This is a genomic window from Saccharothrix sp. BKS2 (genome assembly GCF_047689505.1).
Classification (GTDB): domain Bacteria; phylum Actinomycetota; class Actinomycetes; order Mycobacteriales; family Pseudonocardiaceae; genus Actinosynnema; species Actinosynnema lopnurensis.
The window spans coordinates 513939-530895 of sequence record NZ_JAUQOL010000006.1; the positions used below are offsets into that span (position 1 = coordinate 513939).

Below are 16957 nucleotides of genomic sequence, written 5' to 3' on the forward strand. Positions count from 1 at the left end.
GAGCGTGGTGGATCACGAACACAGAAAGGTTACGACCGCTGACAGTGAACCACGGGATGCGGCCGGCAGTCGAGCGGCAGAAGGCGGCGAGTCGCACTGCTACGGTGAAACGAGACGGTGACCACAGGGGGTCTTGACATGCCGGAACCGGTTCTGCTGTCCATCGCCGCGGCGTTGGCGACGCGCGCCGTCGCGGGCCTGTACGAGCTGGTGCGGGCCAGGTTCGAGGACGACCCGGTGGCGATCGCGGCGCTCACCGCCGCCGAGGGCGCCCCGGAGAACTCCGCGGAGGTCAGGGTGCTCGGCGACGTGCTGGAGCGCACCGCCGCGAACGACCCCGGGTTCGCCGAGGCGCTGCGGCGCGAGCACGCGCAGGCCGCCCGGGAGGGCCGGGTCAACCAGGCCGGTCGGGTGACCAACCACATCTCCGGCACCGTGCACGGCAACGTGCTCCAGGCCGGCGACATCCAGGGCGGCGTCAGCTTCAAGTAGGCCCGGCGGGTGAAGATGGGGTGGTGTACTCGCTCCACCTGCCCCAGTCCCGGCTGCTGTTCTTCTTCCTCGGCCTGGTGCTGACGTTCGTCTTCATCCGGATCAGCGTGCGCATGATCCGGGCGGGCGTGCGGTGGTGGCCGGGCAACCTCACCCCCGGCGGGACGCACATCCACCACGTCGTGTTCGGCGCGGTGTTCATGATGCTCGGCGGCGTGACCGGCCTGGCCGTGCCCGACGAGCAGTACGGGGTGCGCGCGGGCGCGGCGGCGCTGCTGGGCGTGGGCTCGGCGCTGGTGCTCGACGAGTTCGCGCTGATCCTGCACCTGCGCGACGTGTACTGGACCAAGGACGGCCGGCTGTCGGTCGACGCGGTGTTCCTGGCGATCGGCATGACGGGCCTGCTGCTGCTCGGCGCCCGCCCGCTGGGCTACGAGGAGTTCTACGGCGACGGCGTGGCGCTGCGCGTGCTGCTCCTGCTGGTGAACCTCGCGTTCGCGATCGTGGCGCTGCTCAAGGGCAAGGTGTGGACCGGCCTGCTCGGGCTGCTGGTGCCGGTGCTGCCGGAGATCGGCGCGCTGCGCCTGGCCCGGCCGGGGTCGCCGTGGGCGCGCTGGCGGTACGCCGAGGGCTCCCGCAAGCTGCTCCGCGCCCACCGCCGGGAGGCGCGGATCCGCCGGCCCCTGATCCGCGCCAAGATCCGCGTGCAGGAGTTCATCTCCGGGCGGCACGACCTGGAGGCGTGAAAAAAACCGGCCCGAACCGTCAGTTCGGGGGTCCGCAACGTACGACACGGGGGTCCTGGACGTACGACTCGCCCGGTCTGGACGTACGACACGACGGGCCTGGACGTACGACTCGCGAGGGTTTGTCGGTTTTTTGATGAAACCCTCATCGGTAGGATGGGCGCCATGCAGCGGACGCGGTTCGGCGACATGGTCTGTTCGATCGCGCGCACCATGGACGTCATCGGCGAGCCGTGGTCACCGCTGGTCCTGCGCGACGTCCACCGGGGCATCACCCGCTTCGACCAGCTCCACGCCCACCTGGGCATCTCCCGCAAGGTGCTCGCGGAGCGGCTGCGGTGGCTGGTCGAGCAGGAGGTCTTAGAGCGGAGGCCGTACTCGACCAAGCCGCCGCGGCACGAGTACGGCCTCACGCCCAAGGGCACCGAGCTGGTCGACCTGCTGCTGGTCATGGTCCGCTGGGGCGACCGCTGGACGGCGGGCGAGGCCGGTCCGCCCGCGCTGCACCGCCACCGCGCCTGCGGGCTCGTCGCGCACGTCGAGCTGCGCTGCTCGGAGTGCGGGGAGCCGATGGGCCCGACCGACGTCGACGTGCTGCCCGGCCCCGTCGCGCTCAATTGACCAGGATGCCCAGCTCCGCGCAGTCCTGGGCGGTGTCGCCGGCGCACAGGTCCACCGCCTTGACCGCGCTCTGCGCCACCAGCGCGCGCACGTTGTCCCGGGCGATCAGGTCCGCGCCCAGCAGCACCGACTTCACATCCCGCCGCGAGACCAGGTCCCGGGTGTTGCCGGTGGCCAGGTCGTCCGCGCCGCTGAGGTCGCCCTTCGCCACCGCGATGGCCAGCCGCGCGGCGGCCTCGGCCTCGTCGCGGATCGGCTTGTAGACCGTCATGCACTGCTCGCCGCGCAGGACCGCGCGCAGGCCGTCCAGGGTGGCGTCCTGCCCGGTCACGGGCACCTGCCCGGCCAGGCCCTTGGCCCGCAGCACCTCGATCACCGCGGCGGCCAGGCCGTCGTTGGCCGCGATCACGCCGTCCACGCGCCCGCCGTTGCCGTCGAGCATCTGCTCGAACTTCGCCCGGCCGATCAGCGGGTCCCACTTGTCGATGGCCTCGCTGCCCACCAGCCGCAGCTCGCGGCTGTCGTAGAGCGGGCCGAGCAGGCGGCGCTGGCCGTCGGCGAACAGGGTCGCGTTGTTGTCCTGCGGCGCGCCCTGGACCTCGATGACCTGCGCCCCGGGCTTGGTGCCCAGGCACCTCAGCAGGCCCTCGGCCTGCAACTCGCCCACGTTGAGGTTGTCGAACGACACGTAGTACTCGGCGTGGCCGCCCAGGCTGATCCGGTCGTAGTTGATGACCGGGATGCCCGCGTCCTTGGCCCTGCGCTCGACCTCCGCGCCGCCCTCGGGCGTCAGCGGGGTCGTCATCAGCACCTTCACCCCGCGCGCGATCATCGCGTCGGCGATGCTCGCGAACCTGGCCTCGTCGCCGTCGGCGTTCTCGATGACGCCCTCGATGCCCGCGAAGCTGAACGCGCGGCTGAGCAGCGGCGCGTCCTGCGTTTCCCAGCGGTCCGACGAGGTGCGGTCCGGCAGGATGACGCCGACCACGGGCTTGTCCTCCCGACCGCCGGTGCCCGGCGCCAGCGGGTCCACCCCGCTCCCGCAGGAGGCCACGGACAGGATCAGCAGACCGCAGGAGACGGCTCTGGCCAACCTTCGCATTCGCCAACCCCTTGTCCGGCCGCGACCACGCCGACGGTCCGAAGAAAGTCAATGTGACGGAATTCCATCCCTCCGGTGGCGGGTTCGTCAAGACGTAGCAACGGATGAGCGCCAAATGGTCCGCGCCAATGAGGCGGATGACCTTGAAAACTTGTCGAAACGGCCGGGCAACAGGTGACTTCGGCCGTAACTATCACGCTCCGCACCTGGTCGGCTACGGATCCGGCACGCGCGAAAGGGGGCTCGTGTTCCGGCAATATATGTGCGAAAGTGTCGCCTGCCGAACCCTGGCCGGGTGTGTGAGGAGAAGACAGCGTGAGAATCATCCCCGCAGCGCTGGTGGCCGCGACCGCCGCGGCCCTGATCGCCTTGGGCGCCGGGCCGGCCGCAGCCGCAGAGGTCAAGCCGGACCAGACCGTCGCCGAAGTCTCGAAGTCGCTCACCTACCTCTCGACGAGCGACCTGCAGGACAACCGCGACATGTAGTTCACGCGGAAATCCCCGCCCACCGGAGATTCCGGTGGGCGGGGATTTCGGCACGTCGTCGACCGCCGACCGCTCAGCCCAGCGCGGTGCCCAGCGCCTGCCAGTCCAGGACCGGGGCGGCCAGGTCGCGGATCGCGGCCAGCAGGCCGAGCCGCGCCCGCCGCACCGCCGGGTCCTCGGCCATCACCAGCACCTCGTCGAAGAACGTGTTGACCGGCGCGGTCAGCCCGGTCGCCGCGCCCGCGAACGCCGCCAGGCCGGTGAGCCCGGACGGCACCTCGGCCAGCGCCCGGTGCAGGGCCACCTCGGCGGGCTCGACCAGCGCGGCCGGGTCGTACTCGCCGGCGGTGTCCGCGGGCACGATCCGCCGCACCCGCTGGAGCGCGGCGACCAGCGCGGCGAAGTCCGGGTTCCCGGCGAGGCCGGTCAGCTCGGCCAGCGTCGCGTCGGCCACGGCGGGCGCGTCGGCCAGCGGCAGCACCGCGTTGACGAACCGGTGGTCGTGGCCCGCGTCCAGCAGCTGCTGCTCGTAGCGGCGCACCGCGAACTCGCGCGCCACCTCCAGCGCCTCCCCGGACAGGTCGACCGCCGACGCCTCCAGCTCGCGCGCGGCCAGCGACAGCGCCCTGGTGAGGGTGATGTCCCGGAGGTCCGGGAAGGCCCGCAGCACGCTCACCGCGCCCAGCGCGGCCCGCCGCAGCCCGAACGGGTCCGAGCTGCCCGTGGGGTTCGCGCCGATCCCGAACAGGCCCGCCAGCAGGTCGAACCGGTCCGCCAGGGACAGCAGCGCGCCCGGCGTGGACCCCGGCAGCGCGTCGCCCGCGGAGCGCGGCAGCTCCATCTCGAACAGCGCCCGCGCCACCTCCGGGGTCTCCCCCGCCCGCTCGGCGTACTCGCGGGCCATCACGCCCGCCAGGCTCGACAGCTCGATCACCATCTGCGAGCCGAGGTCGAACTTGGCCAGCTCGCCCGCGCGCGCCAGGGTGTCGTCGTCCGCGCCCACCACCTCGGCGAGCCGCCGGGCCAGTGCCGCGATGCGACCTGCCCGGTCGGCCACGGACCCGAGCTTGTCCGCGAAGGTGAGCTTGTCCAAACCGGACTTCATGTCCTCCAGCGGCGTGCGCAGGTCGGCGCGCCAGAAGAACGCGGCGTCTTCGTAGCGGGCCCGCAGCACCGCCTCGTTGCCCGCGCGGACCAGGTCCTCGTCCACCTCGCCGTTGGCCACGGCCACGAAGTGCGGCAGCAGCGAGCCGTCCCGGTCGCGCACCGGCAGGTAGCGCTGGTGCTTGCGCATGACCGTGGTGAGGATCTGCGCGGGCAGCTCCAGGTAGCGCTCCTCGAACGCGCCGAGGATCGGCGTGGGACGCTCGACCAGGTTGGTCACCTCGTCCAGCACCCCGTCGAGGTCCACGACGCCGCCGACGGACGCGGCCAGCCGCTCCGCCTCGGCCACGATCGCGGCGCGGCGGTCCTCGGCGGACGCGACGATCCCGTGACCCGCCAGGAACTCCAGGTAACCGTCCGCCGTGGACACCTCCACGACCGGGTGGTCGGCGGTGCGGTGCACGCGGGTCTTCGGCTCGGCCTCCAGGGACGACACGACGACCGGCACGGGCGTGGTGCCCAGCAGGGCGAGCAGCCACCGGATCGGGCGGGTGAACGACAGCTTCGGGTCGTTCCACTTCATGTTCTTCTCGGCGCGCAGCTCGGCCACCACCTCGCCGAGCAGGCCGCTGAGCACCTCGACCGCGCCGCGGCCGGGGTCGGTGCGCACCGCGGCGACGTGCTCGACGCCGTTCTCGGTGACGCGGCCGAGCTCCTCGACGGCCACGCCCTGGCCGCGGGCGAAGCCCTGCGCCGCCCTGGTCGGGTTGCCGTCGGCGTCGAACGCGGCCGACACGCGGGGACCGCGCGCGGTCTTCTCGGCGTCCGGCTCGCGCGGCGCGACGTCGGCGACGAGCACCACGACGCGGCGCGGCGTGCCGTGCACCTCGACCGCGCCGTGGGCGAGGCGGGTGGCGGCGAGCTTGGCGGCGACCGCGGCGCGCACGGCGTCCACCGTGCGGGTCACCTCGGCGGGCGGCAGCTCCTCGGTGCCGATCTCGAACAGCAGCGCGGCGGGCTCCGCGACCTCGGGGAACGTCTCGGGCGGGGCCGCCGGCGCGGGCGCCTCGGCCAGGCCGAGCGGGTGGCCCAGCTCCTCGCGGCGGGCCGCCCACAGCTGCGCGACCTCGCGGGCCAGGGCCCGCATCCGCCCGAACGCGCGGGCGCGCTCGGTGGTGCTGATCGCGCCGCGGGCGTCGAGCACGTTGAACGCGTGCGAGCACTTCAGCACGTAGTTGTGCGCGGGCACGGGCAGGCGCGCGTCGAGCATCCGGCGGGCCTCGGCGGCGTACTCCTCGAACAGCCGCTTGTTCGCCTCGACGTCGGCGTCGTCGAGGTAGTAGCGGCTCATCTCGTACTCGGACTGGCCGAACGCCTCGCCGTAGGAGACGCCGGGCGCGTACGCGATGTCCTTGAAGTGGTCGACCCCCTGGAGTGCCATCATGATCCGCTCGATGCCGTAGGTGATCTCCACCGACACCGGGTCCAGCGACATTCCGCCGGCCTGCTGGAAGTAGGTGAACTGGGTGATCTCCAGGCCGTCGAGCCAGACCTCCCAGCCCAGGCCCCAGGCGCCCAGCGCGGGCGAGGCCCAGTTGTCCTCGACGAACCGCACGTCGTGCGCGCGGACGTCGATGCCGAGCGCGTCGAGGCTGCCCAGGTACAGCTCCTGGGGGTCGCCCGGGTCGGGCTTGAGGATGACCTGGAACTGGGTGTGGGTCTGGAGCCGGTTGGGGTTCTCCCCGTACCGCGCGTCGTCGGGCCGCACGCTGGGCTCGACGTAGGACACGCGCCACGGCTCGGGACCCAGCACCCGCAGCACGGTGGCGGGGTTCAACGTACCGGCGCCGACCTCGGTGTTGTACGGCTGCACGACGATGCAGCCCCGGTCGGTCCAGTACTTGGTCAGCGCGAGCAGCGCATCCTGCATGGTGAGCACGGGGCCACAGTCTACGAACGCCGTGAAGTCGACCTTACAATCGGGTTACCGCGCTGGTCAGCGCAGGTCTTCAACCGGTATCACGGCGTCACCGGGAAGTCCTGTGCGAGGCTTGTCCGCAACCGGGCGCGAGTTGACGCGTCCATGGGGGCGTACCCGGGTACTCGGAGGGAGTGGGCGTGGACAACCGGCCGCCGGGGCCAGGCGAACCCGACGGGTTCCGCGGGCGACCCGTTCCCCCCCGAACCCCCACCTCGGGCAGGTCGAGCGCGCCCCAGCCGCCGCGCGGGTCGGGACGCGCGGACGGGTCGGGACGAGCCGGTGGGTCGGGACGAGCGGGTGGCGAGCCCGCGCCCGGCGACCGACCGCGGCGCGCCACCCCGCCCGCGTCCGACCCGGACCGCTCCGGACCCCGTCCCCGGCCCGTCGACGCGGCACCGGCCGTTCGTGGTCGCCCCGCCGACGCGTCGCAGCCAGGTCGTGGTCGGCCCGCGGTCGCCCGTGGACCGGTGGAGGAACCCCGGGCCGGTGCGGCGAACCGGGGTGGACCGCGTGGTGACGCGGGACGCGGCGGACCGGAGGGCGGCGGGCCGCGCGGCGGCGCCGAACGGGGCAACCGGGCGATCGGCCCGCGCGGCGACGCGGCGGCCGAGGGCGCCGGGACCGCGTCGGCCGAGGACGCCCGGAACAAGGGCGGTCGACCCACCCCCCGCCGGGTGAACCCGGCCCGCGCCGGCGCGCCGAGGGCCAGGACCGAGTCGGAGAGCACGGCCAGGATCAGCGGCGACGACGCCGACCGCGCCGACGCGGCCGCGGCCCAGCCCCGGCGGGTCCCGGCGCCGGCCAACGCGGGCCGCGTCGTGGCCAGGTCCGGCGGGGTTCCCGCGCCCAAGGCCCGCGCCGAGGACATCCGCCGCGCCAGGGCCGCCGCCGTCGAGCCCGAGGAGCGCCCGAGGCCCGCCCCCGTGCGCACCGGCCCCCCGCGCCGACGCCCCCCGGAGCGGGTGGGGGCCGGGTCGGTCGCCGGCCGCACGGTCCTCGCGTTCTTCTCCACCGTCGTGCTGCTGGGCACCGGCTACGGCTGGGCCAACTACCAGCAGCTGGCCAACAACCTGTCCACCACGGACGTGATCAGCGACGCGGGCGGCGGCGAGCAGCCCGCCGACGGCTCGATCGACATCCTCATGGTCGGCATGGACAGCCGCACCGACGCCAAGGGCAACCCGCTGCCCCGGGAGATCCTGAACGAGCTCCAGGCCGGCGACGAGACGGCGGGCGGCCTGAACACCGACACGATCATCCTCATGCACGTGCCGAACGACGGCAGCAAGGCGGTCGCGGTGTCGTTCCCCCGCGACTCCTACGTGAAGATCGCGGGCGGCTACGGGCGGCACAAGATCAACTCGGCCTACGGCTACGGCAAGACCGAGGGCCTGGAGGAACTCCGGCAGGAGGGCGTCAGCGACCCCGCCCAGCTGGAGACGGGCTCCCGCCAGTACGGGGCCAAGACCCTGATCGGCACCGTCGAGGGCCTCACCGGCGTCACCGTGGACCACTACGCCGAGGTCAACCTGGTCGGCTTCTACGAGATCACCAAGGCCGTCGGCGGTGTCGAGGTGTGCCTGAACCAGGCGACCCAGGACGAGTTCTCCGGCGCGGACTTCCGGGCGGGGCAGCAGCGGATCCAGGGCCGCGACGCGCTGGCGTTCGTCCGGCAGCGGCACGGCCTGGTGCGCGGCGACCTCGACCGGATCGTGCGCCAGCAGGTGTTCATGGCGGGCCTGGCCAAGCAGGTCCTGTCCGCCGGCACGCTGTCCGACCCCGGCAAGCTCGGCGACCTGATCGACGCGCTGACCAGGTCCATCGTGCTGGACGAGGGCTGGGACGTGCTGGGGTTCGCCAACCAGATGAGGAACATGACCGGCGGCAACCTGCGGTTCGAGACCATCCCGACCGGGACGCTGACGCTGGAGACGCCCGAGGACGGCCTCGCCGTCGAGGTGGACGAGCGCGAGGTGGCGAGGTTCTTCAAGGGCCTCGGCGCCGACCCGGGCGCGCCCGCCGAGACCACGACCGAGGTCGACCCGGCCACGGTGGTGGTGGAGGTCTACAACGCCTCGGGCGTGGGCGGGCTGGCCGCGCGCGTGCTCCAGTCGCTGGTGGCCGAGGGCTACGTGGACGGCGGCACGGGCAACGCCCCGGCCGCGGAGGTCTCCGTGGTCCAGTACGGCGAGGGCGGCGAGGCGGGGGCGGAGGCCGTGGCCGAGGCGCTGGGCGGCATCGACGTCGAGGCGGACGGGACCATCCCGACCGGGCGCGCCCGCGTGCTGGTGGGCAGCGACTACTCCGGGCCGGGCGTGCAGAACCTCGCGGGCGGGCCGCTGGTCGGCCTGGACGGCGCGCGGCGGCAGCCCACCACGACGGAGACGACGACCGAGCAGCCCATCACCGCGGACGGGGTGCGCTGCATCAACTGACCGCCGCACCACCCGGCCACCGCACCAGCCGGCCACCGCGTCGCCCGGCCACCGCACCACTCTGGCCACCGCACCACCTGACCGCTGCGTCACGACCTCGGGGGACGGTTCATGGAGGACTTCGGCAGGCGGCTGCGCGCCGGGGCGGCCCGGTTCGCCCGCGCGCTGACGTGGCGACGCGTGCTGGCCGCGTTCGTGCTGCTCACCGCGCTGGCGGCCACGCCGTGGGCGTGGGTGCGGATCAGCAGCGCGCCGCACCGGCACACCGCCGCGGACGTGCCCGGCGCGCCGGTCGCGCTGGTGCTCGGCGCGGGTCTGACCAGGTCGGGCGCGCCCACCTCGTTCCTGGCCGGCCGGCTGGACGTGGCCGCCGAGCTGTACCGGACCGGCAGGGTGGAGGTGCTGCTGGTCAGCGGCGACAACAGCACCACCGACTACGACGAGCCCGGCGCGATGCGGGACTACCTGGTCGCGCGGGGCGTTCCCGGGCAGGTGGTCGTGGCCGACTACGCGGGCTTCGACACGTGGGACTCGTGCACGCGCGCCAAGCGGGTGTTCGGCGTGTTCGAGCTGATCGTGGTGACCCAGTCGTTCCACCTGCCGCGGGCGGTGGCGCTGTGCCGGGCGGCGGGCCTGGAGGCGCGCGGCGTGGGGCACGACACCTCGCGCGGGTGGGCGGTCACGACGGCCTACGGGCACTTCCGCGAGGTGTTCGCGGCGGGCAAGGCGATGTGGGACGGCCTCGTCACCAGACCCGACCCCACGTTCCTCGGTCCCCCGGAGATGGGTGTGACCAGCGCTTTGCGGCTTTAAACGCTACTCTCGGTACGCCTGGGTTAGCCCGATCGGGCGATAAACGGCATAAGCTGCGTAAGCAACCGGCAGGTAATGCCTTCCATCTGCGTGGGGTTCGTCGGGACCCGGGGCGGACATGGAGGACTTGACGGTGCAGATCGACACAGCGGCGTACCAGCGCGTGCTCGGTGATGAGCTCCGCAGCCTTCGCAAGCAGCGCGGTTGGACCCGCAAGGAGCTCAACCGCAGGCTGCAGAGCGACATCTCGCTGCAGACGCTGGCCACCTACGAGCTGGGCACCCGCCAGTGCTCGGTGGTCCGGCTGGTGGAGATCTGCTCCGCGCTGGGCGTGCCGGCGCACCAGGTGCTCGCCCGCGTGCACGAGCGGGTCTTCGGCGACGCGCCCGCCGGGCACCTGCCGGTCAACCTGGCCTCGGTCGTCATCGACGGCAGGCCGCAGCTGCTGCCGCTGCGGCGCTGGGCGCAGGGCAGGCTCGCGCAGCTCGTGCCCGGCCAGTCGACCGAGGTCCACCTCGACCTGCCGGCGCTGGAGTACATGGCCCAGTTGTGCCAGCTCAGCACGGTGGAGCTGATCAGGACCCTGCGGGAGCTGGGCAACCACGGCCACCGGTAGCATCGGGGGAACTCCCCCTCCCCCACACCGATGCAGGAATTCGCTTGCCGAACACTCCAGGTGCAGACCCAGCCCGCTTGCCGCTGCGCACCGCGGCCGCCGTGCGACTGGGCAACATGAGCTCGAAGCTGTCGCAGAAGATGGGCCTCGGGGCCGGCGGCATGATCGGCGGCCGGGTCGCGCTGCGGCTCGACCCGCAGGCGCTGGCGAACCTGACCCAGGGCCGCACGGTGGCGCTGGTGACCGGGACCAACGGCAAGACCACCAGCACGATGATGCTCAGCCGCGCCGTGTCGGCCCTGGGCGAGGTGGCCACCAACCACGGCGGCGCCAACATGCCCGACGGGCACGTCACCGCGCTGTCCAAGCAGCCCGACGCGCCGTACGCGGTGCTGGAGGTCGACGAGGGGTACTTCCCCGAGGTCGCGGGGGCCGCCGGGCCGGACGTGGCGGTGCTGCTGAACCTCTCCCGCGACCAGCTCGACCGGGTCGGCGAGGTCCGCACCATCGAGAGGTCGCTGCGCACCGCGCTGACCGGCGTGCCCGGCGTCGTGGTGGCCAACTGCGACGACATCATGGTGACCTCCGCGGCGCGCGACGCGAAGTCGGTGGTGTGGGTGGCCACCGGCACGGGGTGGCACAACGACGCGGCCTCGTGCCCGAGGTGCGGCGACCCGATCCGCTGGCAGGGCGAGCACTGGGCGTGCACCGGGTGCGACCTGGCGCGGCCGCGGCCGCACTGGGTGACCGGTGACGGGTTCCTGGTGGCGCCGAACGGCGCGAAGGTCGAGCTGTCGCTGCGCCTGCCCGGCAAGTTCAACCAGGCCAACGCGGTGATGGCGACGGCCGCGGCGCACGCGCTCGGCGTGCCGGTGGAGGAGGCCGTGCGGCGGTTGCGCGCGGTGTCCAACGTGGCCGGCCGGTACCGGACGATCCAGCGGTCCGGGCACCAGGCTCGGCTGCTGCTGTCGAAGAACCCGGCCGGGTGGAGCGAGACGCTGACCGTGGTGCGCGAGGCCGACCACCCCGCCGTGCTGGCGATCAACGCGCACGAGGCCGACGGGCGCGACCTGTCGTGGCTGTGGGACGTGCCGTTCGAGAAGCTGCGCGGGCGGCAGGTCATCGCCTCCGGCGAGCGGGCCACCGACCTGGCCGTCCGGCTGACCTACGCCGAGGTGGAGCACACGATCGTGCCCGACCCGCTGAAGGCGATCGACGCCATGCCGCCGGGGGCGGTCGAGGTGATCGCCAACTACACCGCTTTCCGCGACCTGAACGCGAGGGCCGCCCAGTGACCACCAACAAGGTTTCCGTCGCCCTGGTCCTGCCGGACCTGCTGGGCACCTACGGCGACTTCGGCAACGCGGTGGTGCTGGAGAAGCGGATGACGTGGCGCGGCATCCCGGCCGAGATCGTCACGGTGAACTTCGGCGAGCCGGTGCCGGACTCGTGCGACATCTACGTCGTCGGCGGGGGCGAGGACACGGCGCAGACGCTGGCCGTGCGGCACCTGCGGGAGCACCCGGGGATGCAGCGGGCGGCCGCGCGCGGCGCGGTGATCCTCGGGGTGTGCGCGGGCATCCAGATCTTCGGCGAGTCGTTCACCCGGGCCGACCAGGTGACGCACGCCGGGCTGGGCCTGATCGACTCGACCTCGCACGCGGGCGGCAGCCGGGCCATCGGCGAGGTCGTCGCCACGCCGGCGAACGGCCTGTTCGAGGGCATCCTCACCGGGTTCGAGAACCACCAGGGCCGCACCGTGCTGGGCCCGTCGGCGCAGCCGCTGGCGCACGTGAAGGTGGGTACGGGCAACGACGGCTCGGTGGAGGGCGCGGTCCAGGGCCGCATCCTGTGCACCTACCTGCACGGCCCGGTCCTGCCGCGCAACCCGCAGATCGCCGACCTGCTGATCGAGTGGGCCACGGGCACCCGCCTGTCGCCCCTCGACCTGCCCGACGTGACCCGCCTGCGCGCCGAACGAGCCAAAGCCGCCGGCGTCCCCACCTAAAACCCCGCGAGTCGAACGCTCACGTCCATCGTGTCGAACCTCCAGGACCCCCGAGTTCTACATTCACGTCCCTTCATCGGTGCGCGAATGTAGAACTCGGGGGTCCTGAGTGTTCGACACGATGGGTCTGAGTGTTCGACTCGCGCGGGGGTCAGGGGGTGGGGAGGGGGGATTTGCTCGACCTGGTCAGGGTGTAGTCGGAGGGGGTCAGGGTTCGGGTGCGCATCCAGTAGCGCCAGGTGAAGCCGGGCCAGACGGTGCGGTTGACGCCCTGGGCGTCCAGGTACCAGCTCCGGCAGCCGCCCTCGGTCCACACGCCCCTGGTGAGCTTGCGGTGGAGGTCCCGGTTGAAGCGGGCCTGCACCTCCGGGCGCACGTCCAGCTCGTCGGCGTGGTGGCGGTCGAGCAGCTCCAGGCACTGGCGCACGTAGCGGATCTGCGACTCGATCATGAACACCACCGAGTTGTGCCCCAGGCCGGTGTTCGGGCCCAGCAGGAAGAACAGGTTGGGGAAGCCCGAGACCGTGATGCCGTAGTAGGTCTCGATGCCCTTCTCCCGCCACTGCTTGGCGAGGTCCACCCCGCCCTTGCCCGAGATGTCCAGGTAGTCGAACGAGTCGACCACGTGGAAGCCGGTGCCATAGATGATCACGTCGACCTCGTGCTCCACGCCCGCTTGGTCGACGATCGAGTGCTCCCGCACCTCGGCGATCCCGTCGGTCACCACGTCCACGTGGTCCCGGTTCAGCGTCGGGTAGTAGTCGTTGCTGATCAGCACGCGCTTGCAGCCCATGGTGTAGTCGGGCGTCAGCTTGGCCCGCAGGGCCTCGTCGCGGACCTGCGAGCGCATGTGCCGCCGGGCGATGTTCTGCGCGAACTCCATGATCTTCGGGTGCACCGCGAACCCCAGCGCGGTCGACTCCCGCGTCCAGTACACGAAGTCCCGGTACAGGCGCTGGGTGAACGGCAGCGCGCGGAACAGCCGCTGCTCCCACGTCGTGATGGACCGGTCCATCTTCGGCATCACCCACGGCGGGGTGCGCTGGAACAGCGTCAGCCGCTCGACGTCGTCCGCGATGCGCGGCACGAACTGGATGGCGCTGGCGCCCGTGCCCACCACGGCGACCTTCTTGCCCCGCAGGTCGTACGAGTGGTCCCACCGCGCCGAGTGGAACGCCCGGCCCTTGAACTCCTCGATGCCCGGCAGCACCGGGACGTTCGGGAGGTGCAGCGCGCCGACGCCCGCGACCAGCGCCCTGGCGGTGTAGGTGTCGCCGTTGGCGACGGTGACGTGCCAGAGCTTGGCGTCCTCGTCCCACCGGGCGCCGCTGACCTCGCTGTTGAACCGGATGTGCGGCCGCAGCCGGTACTTGTCCGCGACCTCCTTGAGGTAGGCCCAGATCTCCGGCTGCCGGGCGAACGTGCGCGACCAGCGCGGGTTCAGCTCGAACGAGAACGAGTACATGTGGGACGGCACGTCGCACGCGCAGCCGGGGTAGGAGTTGTCCCGCCACGTGCCGCCGAGGTCGGCCGCCTTCTCCAGCACGACGAAGTCGTCCTGCCCCGTGCGCTTCAGCTCGATCGCCATGCCCAGGCCGGAGAAACCCGTGCCGACGACCAGGACCTTGACCTCTCGGTGCATGCCCGTCCTCCCAGTCCAGCGACTACTCCTCAGTAGGTTACTCGAAGTAAGTTACCTCCGGTAGTCTCGATCCGTGACCACCGCGGAGCCGCGCCGCCGCCGCATGCCGAAGGCGCAGCGCAAGGCGCAGATGCTGGAAGTCGCCGAGGCCGTCTTCGCCGAGCGCGGCTACCTGGCCGCGTCGATGGACGAGATCGCCGAGCGGGTGGGCGTGTCCAAGCCGATGCTCTACGAGTACTTCGGCTCCAAGGAGGGCCTGCTCATCGGCTGCATCCACCGCGCGCGCACCGAGCTGCTCGACCGCACGCAGCGGGCCATCACGGGCGCGGAGGGCCCGGAGGAGGTGCTGCGCCGCGGCCTGCTCGCGTTCTTCGAGTTCATCGCCGACCACAAGCAGTCCTGGGCGCTGCTGCGCCAGGAGGCCGCGATCACCGTGCCCTCGGCGGTGGAGGAGGTCGAGGGCATCCGGCGGCAGCAGACCGACCTGATCGGGGCGGTCATCACCGGCCTCGTGCCGGGGATCGACCAGGTCGAGGCCGAGGCGTTCGCGGAGATCGTGGTCGGCTCGACCGAGCGGCTGGCGCTGTGGTGCGAACGCCGGCCCGAGATCGGGCCCGCGCGCGCGACCGACTACGTGGTGGACGTGGTGTGGCGGGGCATGGCAGACCGGGTCACGCCCGCCGGCGGCTGAACAGCAGCAGCAGCGCGCCGGCGAGGACCGCGCCCAGCCCGAGCACGCTCGGCCACAGCGTCGAGGGGCCTGTGTCGGCCAGCGCGTGGGCCTGGTTCGACACCGGGTGCGCGGCGGCGGAGGAGCGGGTGGCGGCCGCGACCGCGCTCGCGGCGACGGCGGCCGTGGTCGGCACGACGGTGGCCGGTGCGGCGGTGGTCGGCACGACCGAGGTCGCCGGGACGTCGGAGGTCGCCGCGCTCGTGGGCGCCGTGGCCGACGTGCCGGAGACGAGCGCGGTGGTGGACGTCGCCGCGGTCGAGGTGCCCGAGAGGACGACCGAGGTGGCGGGCGCGGTCGTGTCGTGGCACGGCGGCTCGCCGCGGTGCAGGCACCCCCCGGCCGAGGCCATCCCCGGCGTGACGAGGAGCCCGAGCCCCAAGCACGCCACTACGCCCAAACGTCGGATCATGACTTCTCCCGAATTGGTTGAACTAGGCCGAACGGCCTATCACCTTTGGACGCTATCCGTTACCGGTCGCGCACGCGCCGTACGCGCCGCAGAACCGCACAACTCGCACGCCGCTCACTCGTTAGGGGGACAGAAGGCATGTTCGGCTCGGATCGCCGGTCATATGGGGGGACGACCGACGGAAGGCCGAGCCATGCCCACACCCCACATCACCGCGAACTACCGGCGCGTCGGCGACGACTGGGCGATCACCGTGCGCACCGGTGACGCGGAGCTCGCCGCGACGGCGCCCGGCCTGATCGCGGCGCGCGTCGCGGTCGACCAGCTGGTGACCGAGCTGGCCGGCGGGCGCGCCCACCCGGCCGTGGTGCACCTGCTGGACGGGGACGCGTTCGCCTTTTCGGTGGCGTACCTGCACACCCGTGCGGGCCTCGCGCCACCGCCGGCGGACCAATCGGGGAAGAACGTCACCCGGGAGCAGGTCGTCGAGGGCTGAGGCGGCCTGCCCCGGCCTAGGATGACCGCCCAGCCCAAAGGCGACGGGAGCGCAGACATGGCGACACCGGTTTACAGCGGAGCTCGCACGGCACAACGGGGCAGACCCAGGGACGCCAGCCGGGACGACGCGTTGCGGCGGGCCGCGCTGGAGGTGATGGCCGAGGTCGGCTACCGGGCGTTGACCATGGACGCCGTGGCGGCGCGGGCCCGCGCGGGCAAGGCGACCATCTACCGGAGGTGGGAGTCCAAGCTGGACCTGGTGATCGACACGTGCACGCAGCTCGCGCACCAGAACCTGCCCGAGCCGCGCACCGGTTCGCTGGCAGGCGACCTGCGGGAGTTCCTGAGCGGGTTCGCCGCGTTCCTCTCCGGACCGATCGGCAAGGCGGCGCAGGCCCTGGTGGGCGAGCTGCCGCACGAGCCGGAGCTGGCCGTGGCGTTCCGCGAGACGTTCCTGACCGCCCAGCGCGACGTGCTGCGCCGCATCCTGGAGCGCGCCGACGAGCGCGGTGAGCTGCGCCCCGAGGCGCCCCGGGGCATGGCGGTCGAACTCGCCGGCGCGGCCCTGATCTACCGGCTGATGCTGACCGGCGACCCGCTGGACCGGCCGTTCGTGGACCGCGTGGTCGAGCAGGTGCTGGTGCCCCTCGTCGCCGAGGGGCACCAGCCGGCCGGGACTCAGGTCACCTGAACAGCTTGCGCAGCAGGGCGAACACGACGAGCGCGGCCACCGCGATCACCGCGTACTTGACCTTGGGCTCGTCGAGCTTCGCGCGCACGCTCTCCTTGCCCGAGTCGACGAAGCGCTGGGGGTTCGCCCTGGTCCCCAGCTCGTCCAGCGTCGCGGCCAGCGCGTCGCGGGCCTGTTCGATCTCACGCTGGATGCTGTCCGGGTCGCGCGCCACTTTTCCTCCCTCGCCACGGTGTTCCCGACAACCGTAGTTCAGGCGCGGGCGCGCCGGTGATCGGACCGGCCGCACCGGCGTTTCCGGCCAGCCGGCACCGCTCCGCCGCGAGGTGGCGATAGGCTGGGCGGGACCGGGCTCGTAGCCCAATTGGCAGAGGCACACGGTTTAGGTCCGTGCGAGTGAGAGTTCGAGTCTCTCCGAGCCCACCAACGCGCCCCCGGCGTCCGGCCGGGGGCCGTTCAGGTCAGGGTGCCGCGCAGGCCGGGATTCCCGTTCAGGCCAGGTCTCCCGTTCAGGCCAGGTCTCCCGTTCAGGCCAGGTCTCCCGTTCAGGCCAGGTCTCCCGTTCAGGCCAGGTCTCCCG

17 protein-coding genes and 1 tRNA gene are annotated in these 16957 nt (G+C 72.6%); 13 read left to right on the plus strand and 5 right to left on the minus strand.

What is annotated here, in order from left to right; genetic code table 11:
• Positions 1-138 precede the first annotated feature (138 nt).
• From Q5530_RS16015 to Q5530_RS16025, 3 genes are all read left to right on the plus strand, one after another.
• On the plus strand, positions 139-492 hold the full coding sequence (locus tag Q5530_RS16015) for a hypothetical protein (protein ID WP_415363036.1): 354 nt from the start codon (positions 139-141) through the stop codon (positions 490-492).
• A 23-nt stretch (positions 493-515) separates the two neighbouring features.
• A complete protein-coding gene (locus Q5530_RS16020) occupies positions 516-1238 on the plus strand; it encodes a hypothetical protein (RefSeq protein WP_415363037.1) in 723 nt (240 codons plus the stop codon).
• Positions 1239-1403: 165 nt separating this feature from the next.
• Positions 1404-1859 carry a winged helix-turn-helix transcriptional regulator gene (locus Q5530_RS16025; RefSeq protein WP_415363038.1) on the plus strand — a complete coding sequence of 152 codons (456 nt, stop codon included), beginning with the start codon at positions 1404-1406 and terminating at the stop codon, positions 1857-1859.
• Here Q5530_RS16025 and Q5530_RS16030 read toward each other — a convergent pair.
• Positions 1852-2961, minus strand: a complete 1110-nt coding sequence (locus Q5530_RS16030) for a sugar ABC transporter substrate-binding protein (RefSeq protein WP_415363039.1) — start codon at positions 2959-2961, stop codon at positions 1852-1854. The two genes, Q5530_RS16025 and Q5530_RS16030, sit on opposite strands and share 8 nt — an antisense overlap.
• Before the next feature lie 315 nt (positions 2962-3276).
• On the opposite strand from Q5530_RS16030, the gene Q5530_RS16035 reads away from it, so the two are divergent.
• Entirely contained in the window at positions 3277-3447 is a 171-nt protein-coding gene (locus Q5530_RS16035; RefSeq protein WP_415363040.1) for a hypothetical protein, read from the plus strand.
• 73 nt (positions 3448-3520) lie between these two features.
• Here Q5530_RS16035 and Q5530_RS16040 read toward each other — a convergent pair whose 3' ends face one another.
• Positions 3521-6481, minus strand: a complete 2961-nt coding sequence (locus tag Q5530_RS16040; RefSeq protein WP_415363072.1) for a glycine--tRNA ligase — start codon at positions 6479-6481, stop codon at positions 3521-3523.
• Positions 6482-6999: 518 nt separating this feature from the next.
• Between Q5530_RS16040 and Q5530_RS16045 the strand changes: the two genes are divergently transcribed.
• From Q5530_RS16045 to Q5530_RS16065, 5 genes are all read left to right on the plus strand, one after another.
• Positions 7000-8967 (plus strand): LCP family protein, encoded by a 1968-nt coding sequence (locus tag Q5530_RS16045; RefSeq protein WP_415363042.1) that lies wholly within the window; start codon positions 7000-7002, stop codon positions 8965-8967.
• Between the two features lie 111 nt (positions 8968-9078).
• On the plus strand, positions 9079-9780 hold the full coding sequence (locus tag Q5530_RS16050; RefSeq protein ID WP_415363044.1) for a SanA/YdcF family protein: 702 nt from the start codon (positions 9079-9081) through the stop codon (positions 9778-9780).
• Between the two features lie 133 nt (positions 9781-9913).
• Positions 9914-10396: a helix-turn-helix domain-containing protein gene (locus Q5530_RS16055; protein ID WP_380639237.1), complete on the plus strand. Its 483-nt coding sequence runs from the start codon at positions 9914-9916 to the stop codon at positions 10394-10396.
• Positions 10397-10473: 77 nt separating this feature from the next.
• Positions 10474-11691 carry a MurT ligase domain-containing protein gene (locus tag Q5530_RS16060; RefSeq protein WP_415363046.1) on the plus strand — a complete coding sequence of 406 codons (1218 nt, stop codon included), beginning with the start codon at positions 10474-10476 and terminating at the stop codon, positions 11689-11691.
• On the plus strand, positions 11688-12404 hold the full coding sequence (locus Q5530_RS16065) for a type 1 glutamine amidotransferase (RefSeq protein ID WP_415363047.1): 717 nt from the start codon (positions 11688-11690) through the stop codon (positions 12402-12404). The genes Q5530_RS16060 and Q5530_RS16065 overlap by 4 nt, the downstream gene beginning before the upstream one ends.
• Positions 12405-12555: 151 nt before the next feature.
• Here Q5530_RS16065 and Q5530_RS16070 read toward each other — a convergent pair whose 3' ends face one another.
• Positions 12556-14046, minus strand: a complete 1491-nt coding sequence (locus Q5530_RS16070) for a flavin-containing monooxygenase (RefSeq protein ID WP_415363048.1) — start codon at positions 14044-14046, stop codon at positions 12556-12558.
• 73 nt (positions 14047-14119) lie between these two features.
• Between Q5530_RS16070 and Q5530_RS16075 the strand changes: the two genes are divergently transcribed.
• Entirely contained in the window at positions 14120-14737 is a 618-nt protein-coding gene (locus Q5530_RS16075; protein WP_415363049.1) for a TetR/AcrR family transcriptional regulator, read from the plus strand.
• Here Q5530_RS16075 and Q5530_RS16080 read toward each other — a convergent pair.
• Positions 14718-15188: an LPXTG cell wall anchor domain-containing protein gene (locus Q5530_RS16080; protein WP_415363050.1), complete on the minus strand. Its 471-nt coding sequence runs from the start codon at positions 15186-15188 to the stop codon at positions 14718-14720. The genes Q5530_RS16075 and Q5530_RS16080 overlap by 20 nt on opposite strands.
• A 193-nt stretch (positions 15189-15381) precedes the next feature.
• Here Q5530_RS16080 and Q5530_RS16085 point away from each other — a divergent pair, with 193 nt between their 5' ends.
• Positions 15382-15684: a hypothetical protein gene (locus Q5530_RS16085; protein ID WP_380639249.1), complete on the plus strand. Its 303-nt coding sequence runs from the start codon at positions 15382-15384 to the stop codon at positions 15682-15684.
• Between the two features lie 57 nt (positions 15685-15741).
• The gene (locus Q5530_RS16090; RefSeq protein WP_415363052.1) at positions 15742-16377 is read left to right on the plus strand and encodes a TetR/AcrR family transcriptional regulator; all 636 of its coding nucleotides are present in this window, start codon (positions 15742-15744) and stop codon (positions 16375-16377) included.
• Here the strand turns inward: Q5530_RS16090 and Q5530_RS16095 are convergent.
• Positions 16370-16591, minus strand: a complete 222-nt coding sequence (locus Q5530_RS16095; protein WP_380639253.1) for a DUF3618 domain-containing protein — start codon at positions 16589-16591, stop codon at positions 16370-16372. The genes Q5530_RS16090 and Q5530_RS16095 overlap by 8 nt on opposite strands.
• Before the next feature lie 135 nt (positions 16592-16726).
• Here Q5530_RS16095 and Q5530_RS16100 point away from each other — a divergent pair.
• Positions 16727-16803, plus strand: a tRNA-Leu gene (locus Q5530_RS16100).
• Positions 16804-16957 lie beyond the last annotated feature (154 nt).

Bases quoted from the DNA above. Each gene is read 5' to 3' on its own strand.
- Q5530_RS16015 (WP_415363036.1), top strand. From the start codon at position 139: ATGCCGGAACCGGTTCTGCTGTCCATCGCCGCGGCGTTGGCGACGCGC.
- Q5530_RS16025 (WP_415363038.1), top strand. From the start codon at position 1,404: ATGCAGCGGACGCGGTTCGGCGACATGGTCTGTTCGATCGCGCGCACC.
- Q5530_RS16030 (WP_415363039.1), bottom strand. From the start codon at position 2,961: ATGCGAAGGTTGGCCAGAGCCGTCTCCTGCGGTCTGCTGATCCTGTCC.
- Q5530_RS16040 (WP_415363072.1), bottom strand. From the start codon at position 6,481: ATGCAGGATGCGCTGCTCGCGCTGACCAAGTACTGGACCGACCGGGGC.
- Q5530_RS16050 (WP_415363044.1), top strand. From the start codon at position 9,079: ATGGAGGACTTCGGCAGGCGGCTGCGCGCCGGGGCGGCCCGGTTCGCC.
- Q5530_RS16070 (WP_415363048.1), bottom strand. From the start codon at position 14,046: ATGCACCGAGAGGTCAAGGTCCTGGTCGTCGGCACGGGTTTCTCCGGC.
- Q5530_RS16080 (WP_415363050.1), bottom strand. From the start codon at position 15,188: ATGATCCGACGTTTGGGCGTAGTGGCGTGCTTGGGGCTCGGGCTCCTC.
- Q5530_RS16085 (WP_380639249.1), top strand. From the start codon at position 15,382: ATGCCCACACCCCACATCACCGCGAACTACCGGCGCGTCGGCGACGAC.
- Q5530_RS16090 (WP_415363052.1), top strand. From the start codon at position 15,742: ATGGCGACACCGGTTTACAGCGGAGCTCGCACGGCACAACGGGGCAGA.